The sequence below is a fragment of the Saccharothrix sp. NPDC042600 genome (assembly GCF_040647305.1).
GTDB lineage: Bacteria > Actinomycetota > Actinomycetes > Mycobacteriales > Pseudonocardiaceae > Actinosynnema > Actinosynnema mutabilis.
Genome location: NZ_JBEZBW010000019.1, coordinates 16,490 through 31,186, shown reverse-complemented (window position 1 = coordinate 31,186; position 14,697 = coordinate 16,490). Strand labels below are relative to the sequence as shown.

The window sequence follows — 14,697 nt, the reverse complement described above, 5'->3', positions numbered from 1 at the left end:
AGGGGGCTGCCGGTGTTCACGGCGTTGCGGGTGCGGGACTTCCGGCTGCTGTGGGCGGGCCGGGCGGTGGGCGCGCTGGGGACGTGGCTGCTGGTGGTGGCCGTGCCGCTGCACGTCCTGCACCTGACCGGCTCACCCACCGCCGCGGGCTTGACCCTGGCCGCCGAGTTCCTGCCGCCGGTGGTCCTGGGCGCGGTGGCCGGGGCCGTGGCGGACCGGTGGGACCGGCGGGCGGTGCTGGTGGCGGCGGACGTGCTGCGGGCGGCGGCGGTGGCGCTGCTGTTGCTGGTGCGCGCGGCCGACGACGTGTGGCTGGTGTACGTGGCGCTGGTGCTGGAGGGCGTCGGTACGGCGGTGTTCCGCCCGGCCGTGCAGGCGCACGTGCCGACGATCGTGGGCACCGGCCCGCTGCTGTCGGCGGCGAACTCCCTCACCACCGCGACCGACGGCACGATCCGCCTGGTCGGCGCGCCCTTGGGCGGTCTGTTGCTGGGCCTGGCGGGCTGGGAGGCGCTGGTGGCCCTGGACGCCCTGAGCTACCTGCTCTCGGCCCTCGCCATCAGCCGCACTGTCGTACCCCAGTGGGAGAATGGAGACGGGGGCCGGAGGCCGCACCCCAGCCGGTGGCGCGAACTGCTCGCGGGCGCGCGGTTCCTGTGCCGGGACCGGACGGCGGGCGCGTTGTTCCTGGTCACCGTGCTCTTCCTGGGCGCGAACGCCGCCCTCACCGCGCTGCTCGTCCCGCACACCGCCACCGCGCTCGGCGGCCCCACCCGGACCGGCCTGGTGCTCTCCGGTCTCGGCGTCGGCTTCCTGCTCGGCGCACCCGCGACCCACCGCCTGCGCCACCGACCGGCCCCGCTGCTCGGCGGCGCGCTCACCGGCACGGCCGCCGGTTACGCGCTGCTGTTCGCCGCGCCGACCGTCCCGACCGCCCTCGGCGCGGCGGTCGTGGTGGGCGCGTTCGGGTCGGCCGCGCTCACCACCACCCAGACCCTGCTGCAACGCCGCACCCCGAACGCCGTGCTCGGCCGCGTCGGCGCGGCGGTGTTCACCGGCGAGGCGGTGGCGACGTTCGGAGGCGCGCTGGTCGGGGCGGCCGCCGCCGGGAACACCCCCGCCGCCGTGGTCGGGGCCTGCGCGACCACGCTCGCGGCCGCACTGATAGCGCTGAAAGCGTTGCCACGCGAAGAGGTCCCGGTGGACGACCACCGGGACCCCGTCACGCGCTAGGCCTGCTTCGCCCACCAGGCGCGGCCGGCCTCACCGAGGGTCGAGATCGGGTCGTAGTACGGGTACCGGCGGTCGAGGGCGTCCGGGTCCTCCAGCTCGATGCCGGTCCGGTAGTTCTTGGTCCAGTACGAGATGCCCAGCTCGCGGTCGTACTCGGCGACCTGGTTCACCCAGCGCTTGCCCACGTACGGCACGTCGCACACGATGCGCGGCGTCGCGTAGCCGGGCAGGTAGCCCATGATCGCGTGCTGCAACTCCTGCGCCTCCCACACCGCCACGCGCCAGTGCTCGGCGTTGGGGATCATGTCGCACATGTAGAAGTAGTACGGCAGGATGTTCGCCTCGCCCTGCAACGCGAAGCACAGGTCGAGCAGGTCGTCCGGCGTCGCGTTGACGCCCTTCATCAGCACGCCCTGGTTGCGCACGTCCCGCACGCCGACGTCCAGCGCCGTCCGCGCCGCCTCCGCGACCAGCGGGGTCACCGACTGCGCGTGGTTGACGTGGGTGTGGATCGCGAGGTTCACGCCGCGGCGGTGGGCGGTGCGGGCCACGCGCTCCATGCCCTCCACGACGCGCGGCTGCAGCCAGTGCTGCGGCAGACCCGCCAGCGCCTTGGTCGCCAGCCGGACGTCGCGCACGGTCTCGATGTCCAGCAACCGCATCAGGAACGACTCCAGTTGCGGCCACGGCACGTTCGCCACGTCGCCGCCGGAGACCACCACGTCCCGCACGCCCGGCGTGCGCTTGAGGTAGTCGATCATCCGGTCCTGCCGGTCCACCGGCTTGAGCAGCAGCTTGTGCTTCTGCACCTGCGGGGTGGAGTTGCCGACCAGGTCCATGCGCGTGCAGTGCCCGCAGTACTGGGGGCACGTGGAGACCAGCTCGGCCAGGACCTTGGTGGGGTAGCGGTGGGTCAGGCCCTCGACCACCCACATCTCCGCCTCGTGCAGCGAGTCCCGCGACGAGTGCGGGTGGCTCGGCCAGTGCGGGTCGCGGTCGGAGCGGACCGGGATCATGTACCGGCGCACCGGGTCGGCGAAGAACGCGTCGGTGAAGTCCGCGGGCGCGGCGTCGGGCGCCATCGTGTTGAGCATCTGCGGCGGCACCAGCATGGACATCGTGGCGAGGTCCGCCTGGTCGGCGGCCAGCTCGTCGTAGAACCGCTCGTCGAGCAGGTCACCCGTCACGGTGCGCAGCTGCTTGACGTTCTTCACGCAGTTCACCCGCTGCCACTGGGCGTCCCGCCACTGGGCGTCGGTGACCTGCCGCCAGCCGGGGAACCGCCGCCAGTCGGGCTCGATCAGCTCGCGACGGGCGTAGGTGTACGGCTGGAGGTCGGGTCGCGGCACCGCGGGCACGACGTCGTGTAGCGCAGTCATCCATGCTCCCTACCCGTTGAGTGGCGTGAAGATATGCTGCCAGAGGGGTCGTTCGACGTAAATATTTCGGCAGGGAGAGTTTTGGGCCGTTCGTTCGTTGGTCAGGTATGCGCGTGTTCGCGGTAGTGCTGATCGGTCTCGCCGTCGAGTTGCTGACCTTGGTGTGGGCGGCCGGGACGTGGGGTTTCCTGCCCACGCTGGGGCTGCTGGTCCTGGGCGGCGTCGTCGGCTCGGTGCTCATGCGCCGGGAGGGCGCGCGCACGATGGCGGCCTTCACCGAGGCCATGCGCACCCGCCGCGCGCCGCACCAGGAGATCGCCGACGGCGTCCTCATCGCGGCCGCCGGCTTCCTGATCATCGTGCCGGGCTTCCTCAGCGACCTGGCGGGCCTGTTCCTGCTCTTCCCACCCACCCGCCGCCTGATCAGCAAGCGCATCGCCCGCCGCTCCGAGCAGCGCGAACGCGAGATGACCCTGAACCTGCGCCACGGCCGCCCCCCGACCGCCGGCGGCGTGGTGATCGACGGCGACGTGATCGACATCCGCCCAGATGACGTCCGCGCCGACGACATCCGCCCAGCCGACCCGAAAACCGCGCAGCGCCCCGAACTGACCTGACCGCCGCCCGGTCCCGCCGATCGCGCGGTGTCACGGCCGGCCGTCGCGGGTACCACACAAGCCATGACGGTCATCGGTGTGCACGCCTCGCACGAGCAAGTTCACCCGTCCGAGCTGCTCAGGGCCGTGAAGCGCGCGGAAGAGGTCGGGTTCGACGCCGCCATGTCGTCCGACCACTTCTCGCCGTGGAGCGCCCGCCAGGGCCAGTCCGGGTTCGCCTGGTCGTGGCTCGGCGCGGCCCTGGAGGGCACCAACCTGCCGTTCGGCGTGGTCAACGCCCCGGGGCAGCGGTACCACCCCGCGGTCATCGCGCAGGCCATCGGCACGCTCGCCGCCATGTACCCCGGCCGGTTCTGGGCCGCGCTGGGGACCGGTGAGGCCAGCAACGAGCACATCACCGGGCAGCGGTGGCCCCGCAAGGAGGTCCGCTCCGCCCGGCTGCGCGAGTGCGTCGACGTCATCCGCGCGCTGCTCAACGGCGAAGAGGTCAGCCACGACGGCCTGGTCACCGTCGACCGCGCCCGCGTGTGGACCAGGCCCGGGGAGCCACCCAAGCTGCTGGGCGCGGCGGTGAGCGTGGAGACCGCGCGGCAGCACGCCGAGTGGGCCGACGGGCTGATCACCGTCAACGGGCCCGCCGAGCACCTGCGCAAGGTCGTCGAGGCGTACCGGGGCGCGGGCGGCATCGGCAAGCTGTGCCTGCAGGTGCACCTGAGCTGGGCGCCCACCGAGGAGGAGGCCCTGGCCACCGCGCACGAGCAGTGGCGGTCCAACGTGTTCGCCCCGCCGGTGTGCTGGGACGTCGACACCGCCGAGCAGTTCGACGTGATCTCCGCGGACGTCACCCCCGAGCAGGTCGCGCGCACCGTCAACGTCTCCGCCGACCTCGCCGAGCACGCCGCCCGGATCACCGGGTACGTCGAACTGGGCTTCGACGAGATCTACCTGCACCACGTCGGCCAGGAGCAGGACCGGTTCCTCGACGCGTTCGGCGAGCACGTCCTGCCGGAGGTGGGCCGGTGAAGCTCACCCGGACCGCCGACCTGTGGTGGAAGAACGCCGTCGTCTACTGCCTGGACGTGGAGACCTTCCACGACTCCGACGGCGACGGCCACGGCGACTTCCGCGGCCTGACCCAGAAGATCGACCACCTGCACGACCTGGGCGTGACGTGCATCTGGCTGATGCCGTTCTACCCCTCGCCCGACCGCGACGACGGCTACGACATCACCGACTTCTACGGCGTGGACCCGCGCCTGGGCACGCACGGCGACTTCGTGGAGTTCGTCCGCACCGCCCGCGACCGCGGCATGCGCGTGATCGCGGACCTGGTGGTCAACCACACCTCCGACCAGCACCCGTGGTTCGAGGAGGCGAGGTCGTCGCGGGACAACCCGCGCCGGAACTGGTACGTGTGGCGCGACCAGCCGCCGCCGGACGCGGAGCAGGGCGTGGTCTTCCCCGACCAGGAGAAGTCCCTGTGGGAGCTGGACAAGAAGACCGGCCAGTACTACCTGCACCGGTTCTACAAGCACCAGCCGGACCTGAACGTCGCCAACCCCGAGGTGCGCGACGAGATCGCCCGCGTCATGGGGTTCTGGATGGAGCTGGGCCTGTCGGGGTTCCGCGTGGACGCGGTGCCGTTCCTGTTGGAGGCGCCGGTCCAGGACCTCCCCGATCCGCACGACTACCTGTGCGACCTGCGGGCGTTCCTGTCGCGGCGCAACGGCGAGGGCGTGCTGTTGGGTGAGGTGAACCTGCCGTACACCGACACGATGAAGTTCTTCGGCAGTGTTGATGGCGTCGGCGACGAGTTGCACATGTGCTTCGACTTCATCGGCATGCAGCAGATGTACTTGTCGTTGGCGCGCCAGGACGCCAGCCCGCTGACCCACGCGTTGAAGGAACGCCCGCTGCCGCCGCGCGACTGCCACTGGGCGACGTTCGTGCGCAACCACGACGAGTTGACGCTGGACAAGCTGACCGAGTCCGAGCGGCAGGAGGTCTTCGACGCCTTCGGCCCGGAGCCCGACATGCAGCTGTACGGGCGGGGGTTGCGGCGGCGGTTGCCGTCGATGCTGGGCGGGGACCTGCGGCGGATCAAGACGGTCTACAGCTTGTTGTTCACGCTTCCGGGGACGCCGGTGTTGTTCTACGGCGAGGAAGTCGGGATGACCGAGGACCTGTCGCAGGAGGGGCGGCTGGCCGTGCGGACCCCGATGTGGTGGGACGCGGCTCGGGAGCAGCGCCACGACGACGGGTCGCTGCTGGCGTGGATCAAGAAGTTGATCAAGGGCTACCGGGACTGCCCGGAGCTGGCCTGGGGGGCGTTCCAGGTGATCGACACGCCGGAGCCGGGGGTGTTGGCGCACCGGTGCGACATCGACGGCGGGACGGTGGTGGCCGTGCACAACCTGGGGGAGCGGGACGTCGAGGTCGATCTGTCCGGTGTGGAGGGTGCGCTGACGGACGTGTTCACCGAGGAGCCGGTGAAGCCGAAGGTCGCGCTGGAGCCCTACGGGTGCCGCTGGCTGCGCGCCCGGGCGGACGGGGCCTAGGTCAACCGGTAGCCGTGGGCGGGGCGGTTGGCCATCCCGTAGCGGGGTTGGACTTCCGCCTTGCCCACCGCCACCAGGTGTTCCAGGTAGCGGCGGGCGCTGACGCGGGACAGGCCGGCGCGTTCGCCGACCTCCTGCGCCGACAGGTCCGTCGAACTGTCCCGCAGCGCCTCGGTCACCAGGCGCAGCGTCACCGCCGACAGGCCCTTCGGCAGGCCCGACCGCGGCCGGTGCTGCAACAGCTGGTCCACCTCGTCCTGGTCCAGCCACTGGCCCAGCCGTTGCACCTCCAGCCGTCGCGCCAGGTACTCCCGCATCCGATCGAGGAAAGCCGTCCGGGTGAACGGCTTGACCAGGTAGTGGTCCACGCCCCGGGACATGGCCTGCCGCACGGTCTCCCGCTCCCGCGCCGCCGTCACCGCGATGACGTCCACCGGCGGACCCGACCGCGACCGCAGCCGCGCCAGCACCTCCAAGCCCGAGATGTCGGGCAGGTGGATGTCCAGCAGCACCAGGTCCGGCCGCAGCGACTCCACCGCCCGCAGCGCCTCGCCGCCCCCGTGCGCCTCACCGACCACCGTGAACTCCGGCAGCGCCTCCAGGAACGCCCGGTGCACGGCGGCCACCGCGAAGTCGTCGTCCACCACCAACGTCCGCACGGTCATCGGACACCTCCATCCGGCAGCCACACGTCGAACGACGCGCCGCCCAGTTCCGAGTCGGAGATCTCCACCCGGCCACTGCGCCGCGTGACCACCCTGGACACCAACGCCAACCCGATCCCCCGCCCGTGCGCGCCCTCCGGGGCTTTCGAACTCACGCCCAGCGTGAAGATCCGTCCCCGCTGCGATTCCTCGACCCCCGGGCCGTCGTCGTCCACGACCATCCGCACCCCGTCCGACGACGACCGCACCAGCACCCGCACCGTCCCGCCCGGGTCCACGGCGTCCACCGCGTTGTCCACCAGGTTGCCCAGCACCGTCAACGCGTCGTCACCGGTCCGGGCCGCGACCGCCGAGGACGGGTCCAGCCGCAGCGCCACGCCCCGTTCGTGCGCGGTGGACGACTTGGCCAGCAGGAGGGCCGCCAGCGCCGGGTCGGCGACCGCGCCGGAGATGATGTCCGAGGTCAGCGACCCCGTCCCGCCGACGCGTTCGATGTAGGCCACGGCCTCCGCCCGCCGGTCCAGCTCGACCAGGCCGCCGATCACGTGCAGGTGGTTGGAGAACTCGTGCGCCTGCGCGCGCAGCACCTCGGTGACCGTCCGCTGGCCGTCGAGCTGCCGCAACGCGTCGTGCAGCTCGGTCCGGTCGCGCAACGTCAGCACCACGCCCACCGGGCGGCCGTGGGTCTTGGCGGTCATGCGGTTGGCGACCAGGACCCGTTCGCCGGCCAGCACCAGCCGGTCGGCCACGTCGTCCACGCCGCGGGCCAGGTCGAGCAGGCCGCCGTCCTCCAGCACCTCGGCCGCGGGCCTGCCGGTCGGGTCCTCGGTCAGGCCGAGCAGGCGCATCGCCTCGTCGTTGACCAGCGCCAACCGCTCCCGGTCGTCCACGGCGACCACGCCCTCGCGGATGCCGTGCAGCATCGCGTCGCGGGTCTCCAGCAGCTGCGCGATCTCGGCCGGTTCCAGCTTGAACGTCCGCCGCCGCACCAACTGGGTCACCAGCGCCGCGCCCAGCACGCCCACCAGCGCCGCGGCGGCCAGCCAGCCGATCAGCTCGGGCAGGTCCTCGGCCAGGTCCGCGGACAGCTCGCTCTCCAGGATGCCGACCGACGCCATGCCGATGATCTGCCCGTCGGCGGCGCGGATCGGCACCTTCGCCCGCAGCGACGTGCCCAGCGTCCCGGTCTCGGTGCCGACGAACACGTTGCCCGACAACGCCGAACTCGGGTCGGTGGACACGCGTTCCCCGATCCGCCGCGGGTCCGGGTGGGCGTAGCGGACGCCGTTGCGGTCGGTGACGACCACGTAGGTCACGCCGGAGGCCTTGCGGATCAGCTCGGCCAGCGGCTGGATGGTGGCCGACGGCTCGGGCGCGCCGAAGGCGTCCACGACCGTGGGCAGCCGCGCCACGCTCTCCGCGACCGACAGCATCCGGTCCTTGTAGGCCTCCCGGATCCGGTCGGACTGCAACTTCGCCGCCAGCAGACCCGCCGCGCACGTCGTCACCAGCACGATGACCACCTGCAACACGAGCAGGGACCACCCGAGGGGGACGGTGCGGCGACGCATGGCAGGCATTCTGGCGCACGCCGTGTGAGACCGGCCACGACCTAAACGACCAATACGGCCCTTACGACCGATGCCTTACCGCGCCGGCGCGCCGCTCCTACCGTTCCCGCCCAACCAGGGCGACGACGCCCCGGTGGGAACGTGGAGGCATTCGATGGCAGCACAGCACACCCGACTGGTCGCGGCGGTCGTCGCCGCGGGCCTGGTGCTCGCGGGGTGTGGGGGAGGCGCGAAGTCGGCGAGCGGGGAGATCGCCAAGCTGGAGATCATGGCCCCGGCCGACCCGGGCGGCGGCTGGGACCAGACCGCCCGCGCCATCCAGGCCGCGGTCACCGGCGCGGGCCTGGTCAAGTCGGCGCAGGTCAGCAACGTCGGCGGGGCGGGCGGCACGGTCGGTCTGCAGAAGCTGGCCACCGAGCGGTCCGAGTCCTACCTGATGGTCACCGGCCTGGTCATGGTCGGCGCGGTGGAGACCAACGGCGTGGACAAGCGGCTGGAGGACACCACCCCGATCGCGCGGCTGACCGCCGAGGAGGAGGTGGTCGTCGTCCCGGCCGACTCGCCGCACCAGACCATCGAGGACCTGCTCAAGGCCGTCGAGGAGAAGGGCCAGGGCGTGTCGATCACCGGCGGCTCGGCCGGCGGCACCGACCACATCCTCGCCGCGATGCTGCTCAAGGCCAAGAACATCGACCCGGCCAAGCTGAACTACGTGCCCTACTCCGGCGGCGGCGAGTCGCTGGCGGCGCTGCTGGGCAAGAAGGTGGACGCGGGCATCTCCGGCGTCGGCGAGTACAAGGAGCAGATCAAGGCGGGCAAGCTGCGCGCCCTGGGCACCTCCGGCGCGAACCCGCACCCGGACCTGAACGTGCCGACGTTCAAGAACCTGGGCACCGGCGTGGAGCTGATCAACTGGCGCGGCGTGGTGGCGCCCGGCTCGATCTCGCCGGCGGCCAAGGAACGGCTGGTCAAGCTGATCACCGACATGCACGCCGGCCCGCAGTGGCAGGAGGAGCTGAAGAAGAAGGGCTGGACCGACACGTTCCTGACCGGCCACGAGTTCTCCAAGTTCCTCACCGTGGAGATCGGCCGCATCAAGCCGGTCCTCCAGGACATCGGCCTGGTCAAGTGACCACCGGCACCGCACCGCGGGAGGCCTCGGCCAAGGTCGAGGAGTACGTCTTCGGCGGCCTGGTCGCGGCGCTGGGCGTGTTCACCGTGGTGGACGCGGGCACCATCGCCTCGACCCGCGACGCCGTGGGCGCCCGCGCGTTCCCCTACGCGGTGGGGGTGTTGTTGCTGGTCACGGGCGTGGCGGCGATCGTCGCCACGGCCCGGGGCCGGCTGGGCGAGGTCGAGGACGGCGAGGACGTGGACACCGGCGTGCGCACGGACTGGCTGACCGTGTCCAAGCTGGTCGCCCTGCTGGTGGCGCACCTGGTGCTGATCGACGTGGTCGGCTGGCCGGTCGCGGCGGCCGTGCTGTTCGCCGGGGCGGCGTGGGCGTTGGGCGCGGTGTGGTGGAAGGCGCTGGCGGTGGCCGTGGTGCTGGCGCTGGTGGTGCAGGTGGTGTTCGCGTCCGGGCTGGGCCTGTCGCTGCCGGCGGGCGTGTTCGAGGGGGTGCCGCTGCTCGATGGGTAGCCTCACCGCCCTGCTGGAGGGCTTCGCGACCGCCGCGCGGCCCGAGTACCTGCTCTACGCCCTGCTGGGCGTCACCCTCGGCACCGCCGTGGGCGTGCTGCCGGGCATCGGCCCGGCGATGACGGTGGCGCTGCTGCTGCCGCTGACCTACTCGCTGGAGCCGACCGCCGCGTTGATCATCTTCGCGGGCATCTACTACGGCGGCATGTACGGCGGGTCGACGACCTCGATCCTGCTCAACACGCCCGGCGAGTCGTCCTCCATCGTCACCGCGCTGGAGGGCAACCGGATGGCCCGCGCCGGCCGGGGCGCGGCGGCGCTGGCGACGGCGGCGATCGGGTCGTTCGTGGCGGGCACCATCGCGACGGTGCTGCTCACGGCGTTGGCGCCGACCATCGCCGACGTGGCGGTGACGCTGGGGCCGGCGGACTACGTGGCGCTGATGGTGGTGGCGTTCGCGACCGTCGCGGCGCTGCTGGGCTCCTCGCCGGCGCGTGGTCTGGCGTCGCTGGGCGTCGGCCTGTTCCTGGGCCTGGTCGGGACGGACACGTTGTCCGGTCAGTCGCGGTTCACCCTCGGGGTGCCGACGCTGGCCGACGGGATCGACGTCGTGGTCGTCGCGGTCGGCGTGTTCGCGGTCGGGGAGGCGCTCCACGTCGCCTCCCGACTGCGGCACGGCCCGGTCGAGGTGGTGCCGGTGGGCGGCAAGTGGAACACCGGCGAGTTCTGGCGGCGGTCGTGGAAGCCGTGGCTGCGCGGCACGTTCATCGGCTTCCCGGTCGGCACGGTGCCGGCGGGCGGCGCGGACGTCTCGACGTTCCTGTCCTACGCGGCGGAGAAGAAGCTGTCCAAGCGGTCCGACGAGTTCGGCAAGGGCGCGATCGAGGGCGTGGCCGGCCCGGAGGCGGCGAACAACGCCGCGGCGGCGGGCGTGCTGGTGCCGCTGCTGACGCTGGGGCTGCCGACGACGGCGACGGCGGCGGTGATCGTGGCGGCGTTCCAGAGCTACGGCATCCAACCCGGCCCGCTGCTGTTCACCAACAACTCGGCGATGGTGTGGGCGCTGATCGCGTCGCTCTACATCGGCAACGTGATGCTGCTGGTGCTCAACCTGCCGCTGGTGAAGATCTGGGTGAAGGTCCTGCAGATCCCGCGCCCGTACCTGTACGCGGGGATCCTGCTGTTCGCCGCGCTGGGCACCTACGCGGTGAACTTCGTGGTGGACGACCTGGTGGTGCTGCTGATCATCGGCGTGGTCGGGTTCTTCATGCGCCGGCACGGCTACCCCGTGGCGCCGCTGGTCGTGGGCCTGATCCTGGGGCCGATGGCGGAGGAGCAGGTGCGCCGGACGCTGCAGATCAGCGAAGGCGACCCGACCGCCCTGGTGACCAGCCCGTTCGCGGCGGCGGCCTACGTGCTGCTCGCCGCGGCGCTCACCGTGGCGGCGGTGCTGCGCCGACGCCGGCCGCGCGTGCCGGCGACGACGGGCTGACCGTTCCGCCGCCGGGCGTGCAGGCGCGTGCGCCCGGCGGCGGAACGGGTCCGGCGTGTGCGCCTGGCGGCGGAGCGCGGGGTTCGGCGTATGGGCCCGCCGGCGGGGCGTGGTGTCGATCGCTCGATCGGTTGGTTTGCCGGGCCGGCCGGTGCGCGCATGGCGGCGTTGCTCCCAGGATGGGGCTTCCCGCACCACGAGCACCCCGGAGGACCCGCGTGTCCACGTCGTTCCTCGACCGCAAGATCCGCCACGGCTTCGACCGCTTCGACGGCGACCGGGACGGCCGGCTCACCTGGCACGACCACGTCGTGATGGGGGAGCGGACGGCGGCGGGGCTGGGGCACGAGCCGGGGTCGCCGGTGGGGCACCGGATCATCGAGGCCTACTGCCGGATCTGGGAACGGGTGCACCGGCCGCACGACCTGGACGGCGACGGCAGCCTCACCCGCGAGGAGTTCGCGGCGGCGGTCGCCGGGGCGGCCGGGCGGGCCGGGGCGATCGCGGACCTGGCGGTGACGGTGTTCGAGGTGGCCGACGCCGACGGGGACGGCCGGATCGGGTTCGCCGAGTACCTGGCGTTCCTGCGCGGCCACCAGCCCGACGTGTCGGAGGAGGAGGCGGCGGAGGCGTTCGCCCACCTGGACCGGGACGGCGACGGGTCGGTGGCGCGGGCGGAGGTGGCCACGGCGATCGTGGAGTACTGGACCAGCGACGACCCGGCGGTGCCGGGCAACTGGTTCTACGGCCGCCTGCCCACGGCCTGACGCTGGTCGGCAAGTAGTGGTGGCTCGACGCGGCCGAGGCGGGGTTCGGGTGACCGGCTGCCCCGAGGTGCGCCGCCCGGCCGTGACCGCCGGCCCGCGACCCGTTCCGCTGTCCTGCGGCCTGAGCGACTGATACTTGCGCAATCTTGACGCGCCACGTGAAGATATTCGCGTCCAGCGTCGCCCAGCCGAAGGATTTCCATGACGTCGCCGTTCGGTCTGCACCGTGTCGTCGAGCCGGCGGGTGTCCTGCCGCAGCAGGCCCGGCGGTTGGACCCCACCCCGCAGTGCGGTGCGGACGAGGTCGTCGTGGACGTCGAGCGGCTCAACCTGGACGCCGCGTCCTTCCGGCAGCTGCGCGAGGCGCACGGCGACGGGATCAAGGCCGCCGTGCTGGACATCGTCGCCGAGCGCGGCAAGATGCAGAACCCCGTCACCGGCTCGGGCGGCATGCTCCTGGGCACCGTCCGCGAGGTCGGCCCCGACTCGCCGCTGGACCTCAAGCCCGGCGACCGGATCGCCACCCTGGTCTCGCTCACCCTGACCCCGCTGCGCATCACCGACGGCCTGGCGGACTGGGACGGCACCACCGAACAGGTCCCGTGCGCGGGCACCGCCGTGCTGTTCGGCCGGTCCATCGCGGCCGTGCTGCCCGACGACCTGCCGGACGAGTTGGCGCTGTCCGTGCTGGACGTGTGCGGCGCGCCCGCGTTGACCGACCGGGTGGTGCGGCGCAAGGGTGCGAAGTCGGTGCTGGTGCTGGGCGGTGGCGGCAAGTCGGGCTCGCTCTCGCTGGCCGCCGCCCGCCGCGCCGGCGCGACCCGGCTCGTGGCGCTCGTGCCGACCGGGGCGGAAGCGCGGCGGGTGCGGGAGTCCGGGCTGGCCGACGAGGTGGTGGTCGCCGACGCCCGCAACCCGGTCGCCGTCCTGGAGGCGGTGGGCACGCCCGCCGACGTGACCGTGGTGTGCGTGGACGTCCCGGGCTGCGAGCACGGCGCGATCCTGGCCACCGCCGACGGCGGCACGGTCGTGTTCTTCTCCATGGCCACCTCCTTCTCCGCCGCCGCCCTGGGCGCGGAGGGCCTCGCGGCGGACGTGGAGATGCTGGTCGGCAACGGCTACGTGCCCGGTCACGCCGAGTTCGCCCTGGACCTGCTGCGCGCCGAGCCTGCCGTGCGGGCGCTGTTCGACCACCGGCAGACTGCACAGGCGTGACTACCGTGAACAGGACCCAGCTGCTGGTGGGTGGCCGGGTGCACTCCCCGACCTCGCCGGACGCCACCGCGATGGCGATCACCGACGGCACCGTGGTGTGGCTGGGCCAGGACTCCGTGGGCCGCGCCCTGCACCCCGACGCCGAGGTCGTCGACCTGGGCGGCGCGTGGGTCGCGCCCGCGTTCGTGGACGCCCACGTCCACGCCACCTCCGCGGGCCTGCTGCGCACCGGCCTGGACCTGACCCGCTGCCGGTCGCTGACCGAGCTGCTCGACGCCGTGCGCGCCGCCGAGGGCCCCCTGGTCTGGGGCCACGGCTGGGACGAGACCCGCTGGCCGGAGCACCGCCCGCCCACGCGCGCGGAGCTGGACGACGCCGCCCGCGGCAAGACCGTGTACCTCTCGCGCATCGACGTGCACTCGGCGCTGGTGTCCACCGCCCTGGTGGACCTCGCCCCGACCGCCCGCGCCGCCGACGGCTGGTCCCCGGACGGCCCGCTGTCGCGCGCCGCGCACCACCTCGTGCGGGGCGCGGCCAAGGACGCCATCCCGGTCGAGCAGCGCCGCGCCGCCCAGAAGGCGTTCCTGGACCACGCCGCCTCGATGGGCATCGCCTCGGTGCACGAGTGCGCGGGCCCGGACATCTCCAGCCGCGACGACCTGGCCGACCTGCTCGCGCGCACCGACGGCCCCGAGGTCGTGGGCTACTGGGGTTCCCGCGACCCGATCGACCTGCCCGTGCGCGGCCTGGCCGGCGACCTGTTCGTGGACGGCGCGCTGGGCTCCCGCACGGCCGCGCTGTGCGACCGCTACGCCGACGCCGACACCTCCGGCGCGCTGTACCTGTCCGCCGACGAGATCGCCGCGCACCTGGTCGTGTGCACGCAGACCGGCCTGCAGGGCGGGTTCCACGTCATCGGCGACGCCGCGATGGCCGCCGTGGTCGAGGGCTTCGAGAAGGCCGCCGCGACCGTCGGCGCGCCCGCCCTGGCCGCGCGCCGGCACCGCCTCGAACACGTCGAGATGATCACCGCCGAGCAGGCCGCGAAGCTCGGCTCGTGGGGCGTGGTGGCGTCGGTGCAGCCGTTGTTCGACCACGAGTGGGGCGGCCCCGAGGGCATGTACGCCCAGCGCCTCGGGGTCGAACGCGGCACCGCGCTCAACCCGTTCGCGCAGCTCGCGAGCGCCGGGCTGGTGCTGGCGCTCGGCTCGGACGCCCCCGTGACCGCGGTGGACCCGTGGGCGGCGGTCCGCGCGGCGGTGCACCACCGCACCGACGGGTTCGGCATCTCCCCGCGGGCGGCGTTCAACGCCCACACCCGCGGCGGCTGGCGCGCGGCCGGCGTGGACGACGGCATCACCGGCACCCTCCAGCCCGGCGCGCCCGCCACCTACGCGGTGTGGGAGGCGGGGGAGCTGGAGGTCACCACCCCGGACTCCCGCGTGCAGCGCTGGTCCACCGACCCGCGCTCGCGCGTGCCCGGCCTGCCGTCCCTGGACTCCACCCCGACCTGCCTGCGGACCGTGTCGCGCGGCAGGACCATCTTCGAAAGGGAGTGA

At 72.9% G+C, this 14,697-nt stretch carries 13 protein-coding genes; 10 read left to right on the top strand and 3 right to left on the bottom strand.

The window, feature by feature from the left end:
• The first annotated feature begins 12 nt into the window (after positions 1-12).
• Entirely contained in the window at positions 13-1,233 is a 1,221-nt protein-coding gene (locus AB0A74_RS15270; RefSeq protein WP_358249725.1) for an MFS transporter, read from the top strand.
• Here the strand turns inward: AB0A74_RS15270 and AB0A74_RS15265 are convergent.
• Entirely contained in the window at positions 1,230-2,612 is a 1,383-nt protein-coding gene (locus AB0A74_RS15265; protein ID WP_358249723.1) for a lysine 2,3-aminomutase, read from the bottom strand. The two genes, AB0A74_RS15270 and AB0A74_RS15265, sit on opposite strands and share 4 nt — an antisense overlap.
• A 107-nt stretch (positions 2,613-2,719) precedes the next feature.
• Here AB0A74_RS15265 and AB0A74_RS15260 point away from each other — a divergent pair, with 107 nt between their 5' ends.
• The 3 genes from AB0A74_RS15260 to AB0A74_RS15250 all read left to right on the top strand — a co-directional run bounded on the left by AB0A74_RS15260 (position 2,720) and on the right by AB0A74_RS15250 (position 5,787).
• Positions 2,720-3,229, top strand: a complete 510-nt coding sequence (locus tag AB0A74_RS15260) for an FxsA family protein (RefSeq protein WP_358249721.1) — start codon at positions 2,720-2,722, stop codon at positions 3,227-3,229.
• 63 nt (positions 3,230-3,292) lie between these two features.
• The gene (locus AB0A74_RS15255) at positions 3,293-4,252 is read left to right on the top strand and encodes a TIGR03885 family FMN-dependent LLM class oxidoreductase (protein WP_358249720.1); all 960 of its coding nucleotides are present in this window, start codon (positions 3,293-3,295) and stop codon (positions 4,250-4,252) included.
• Positions 4,249-5,787, top strand: coding sequence for an alpha-amylase family protein (locus AB0A74_RS15250; protein WP_358249718.1), 1,539 nt, complete (start codon positions 4,249-4,251; stop codon positions 5,785-5,787). Before AB0A74_RS15255 ends, AB0A74_RS15250 begins: the two co-directional genes overlap by 4 nt.
• Here AB0A74_RS15250 and AB0A74_RS15245 read toward each other — a convergent pair.
• Both AB0A74_RS15245 and AB0A74_RS15240 read right to left on the bottom strand, forming a co-directional pair.
• Positions 5,784-6,452 (bottom strand): response regulator, encoded by a 669-nt coding sequence (locus tag AB0A74_RS15245; RefSeq protein ID WP_358249716.1) that lies wholly within the window; start codon positions 6,450-6,452, stop codon positions 5,784-5,786. The two genes, AB0A74_RS15250 and AB0A74_RS15245, sit on opposite strands and share 4 nt — an antisense overlap.
• A complete protein-coding gene (locus AB0A74_RS15240; RefSeq protein WP_358249714.1) occupies positions 6,449-8,023 on the bottom strand; it encodes a sensor histidine kinase in 1,575 nt (524 codons plus the stop codon). The genes AB0A74_RS15245 and AB0A74_RS15240 overlap by 4 nt, the downstream gene beginning before the upstream one ends.
• A gap of 154 nt (positions 8,024-8,177) precedes the next feature.
• Between AB0A74_RS15240 and AB0A74_RS15235 the strand changes: the two genes are divergently transcribed.
• From AB0A74_RS15235 to AB0A74_RS15210, 6 genes are all read left to right on the top strand, one after another.
• On the top strand, positions 8,178-9,155 hold the full coding sequence (locus AB0A74_RS15235) for a tripartite tricarboxylate transporter substrate binding protein (RefSeq protein ID WP_358249713.1): 978 nt from the start codon (positions 8,178-8,180) through the stop codon (positions 9,153-9,155).
• Positions 9,152-9,664, top strand: a complete 513-nt coding sequence (locus AB0A74_RS15230) for a tripartite tricarboxylate transporter TctB family protein (RefSeq protein WP_358249711.1) — start codon at positions 9,152-9,154, stop codon at positions 9,662-9,664. The genes AB0A74_RS15235 and AB0A74_RS15230 overlap by 4 nt, the downstream gene beginning before the upstream one ends.
• Positions 9,657-11,156: a tripartite tricarboxylate transporter permease gene (locus AB0A74_RS15225; RefSeq protein ID WP_358249709.1), complete on the top strand. Its 1,500-nt coding sequence runs from the start codon at positions 9,657-9,659 to the stop codon at positions 11,154-11,156. Before AB0A74_RS15230 ends, AB0A74_RS15225 begins: the two co-directional genes overlap by 8 nt.
• Before the next feature lie 218 nt (positions 11,157-11,374).
• Positions 11,375-11,923 (top strand): EF-hand domain-containing protein, encoded by a 549-nt coding sequence (locus AB0A74_RS15220; RefSeq protein ID WP_358249707.1) that lies wholly within the window; start codon positions 11,375-11,377, stop codon positions 11,921-11,923.
• Positions 11,924-12,124: 201 nt separating this feature from the next.
• Positions 12,125-13,138 (top strand): L-erythro-3,5-diaminohexanoate dehydrogenase, encoded by a 1,014-nt coding sequence (locus AB0A74_RS15215; protein ID WP_358249705.1) that lies wholly within the window; start codon positions 12,125-12,127, stop codon positions 13,136-13,138.
• A gap of 5 nt (positions 13,139-13,143) precedes the next feature.
• Complete coding sequence (locus tag AB0A74_RS15210) at positions 13,144-14,697, top strand: amidohydrolase (RefSeq protein WP_358249703.1); 1,554 nt, start codon at positions 13,144-13,146, stop codon at positions 14,695-14,697.

What these genes read in the sequence shown, in the direction of transcription:
- AB0A74_RS15265 (WP_358249723.1), bottom strand. Translation starts at nt 2,612, where the DNA reads ATGACTGCGCTACACGACGTCGTGCCCGCGGTGCCGCGACCCGACCTC.
- AB0A74_RS15260 (WP_358249721.1), top strand. Translation starts at nt 2,720, where the DNA reads ATGCGCGTGTTCGCGGTAGTGCTGATCGGTCTCGCCGTCGAGTTGCTG.
- AB0A74_RS15255 (WP_358249720.1), top strand. Translation starts at nt 3,293, where the DNA reads ATGACGGTCATCGGTGTGCACGCCTCGCACGAGCAAGTTCACCCGTCC.
- AB0A74_RS15245 (WP_358249716.1), bottom strand. Translation starts at nt 6,452, where the DNA reads ATGACCGTGCGGACGTTGGTGGTGGACGACGACTTCGCGGTGGCCGCC.
- AB0A74_RS15240 (WP_358249714.1), bottom strand. Translation starts at nt 8,023, where the DNA reads ATGCGTCGCCGCACCGTCCCCCTCGGGTGGTCCCTGCTCGTGTTGCAG.
- AB0A74_RS15235 (WP_358249713.1), top strand. Translation starts at nt 8,178, where the DNA reads ATGGCAGCACAGCACACCCGACTGGTCGCGGCGGTCGTCGCCGCGGGC.
- AB0A74_RS15225 (WP_358249709.1), top strand. Translation starts at nt 9,657, where the DNA reads ATGGGTAGCCTCACCGCCCTGCTGGAGGGCTTCGCGACCGCCGCGCGG.
- AB0A74_RS15215 (WP_358249705.1), top strand. Translation starts at nt 12,125, where the DNA reads ATGACGTCGCCGTTCGGTCTGCACCGTGTCGTCGAGCCGGCGGGTGTC.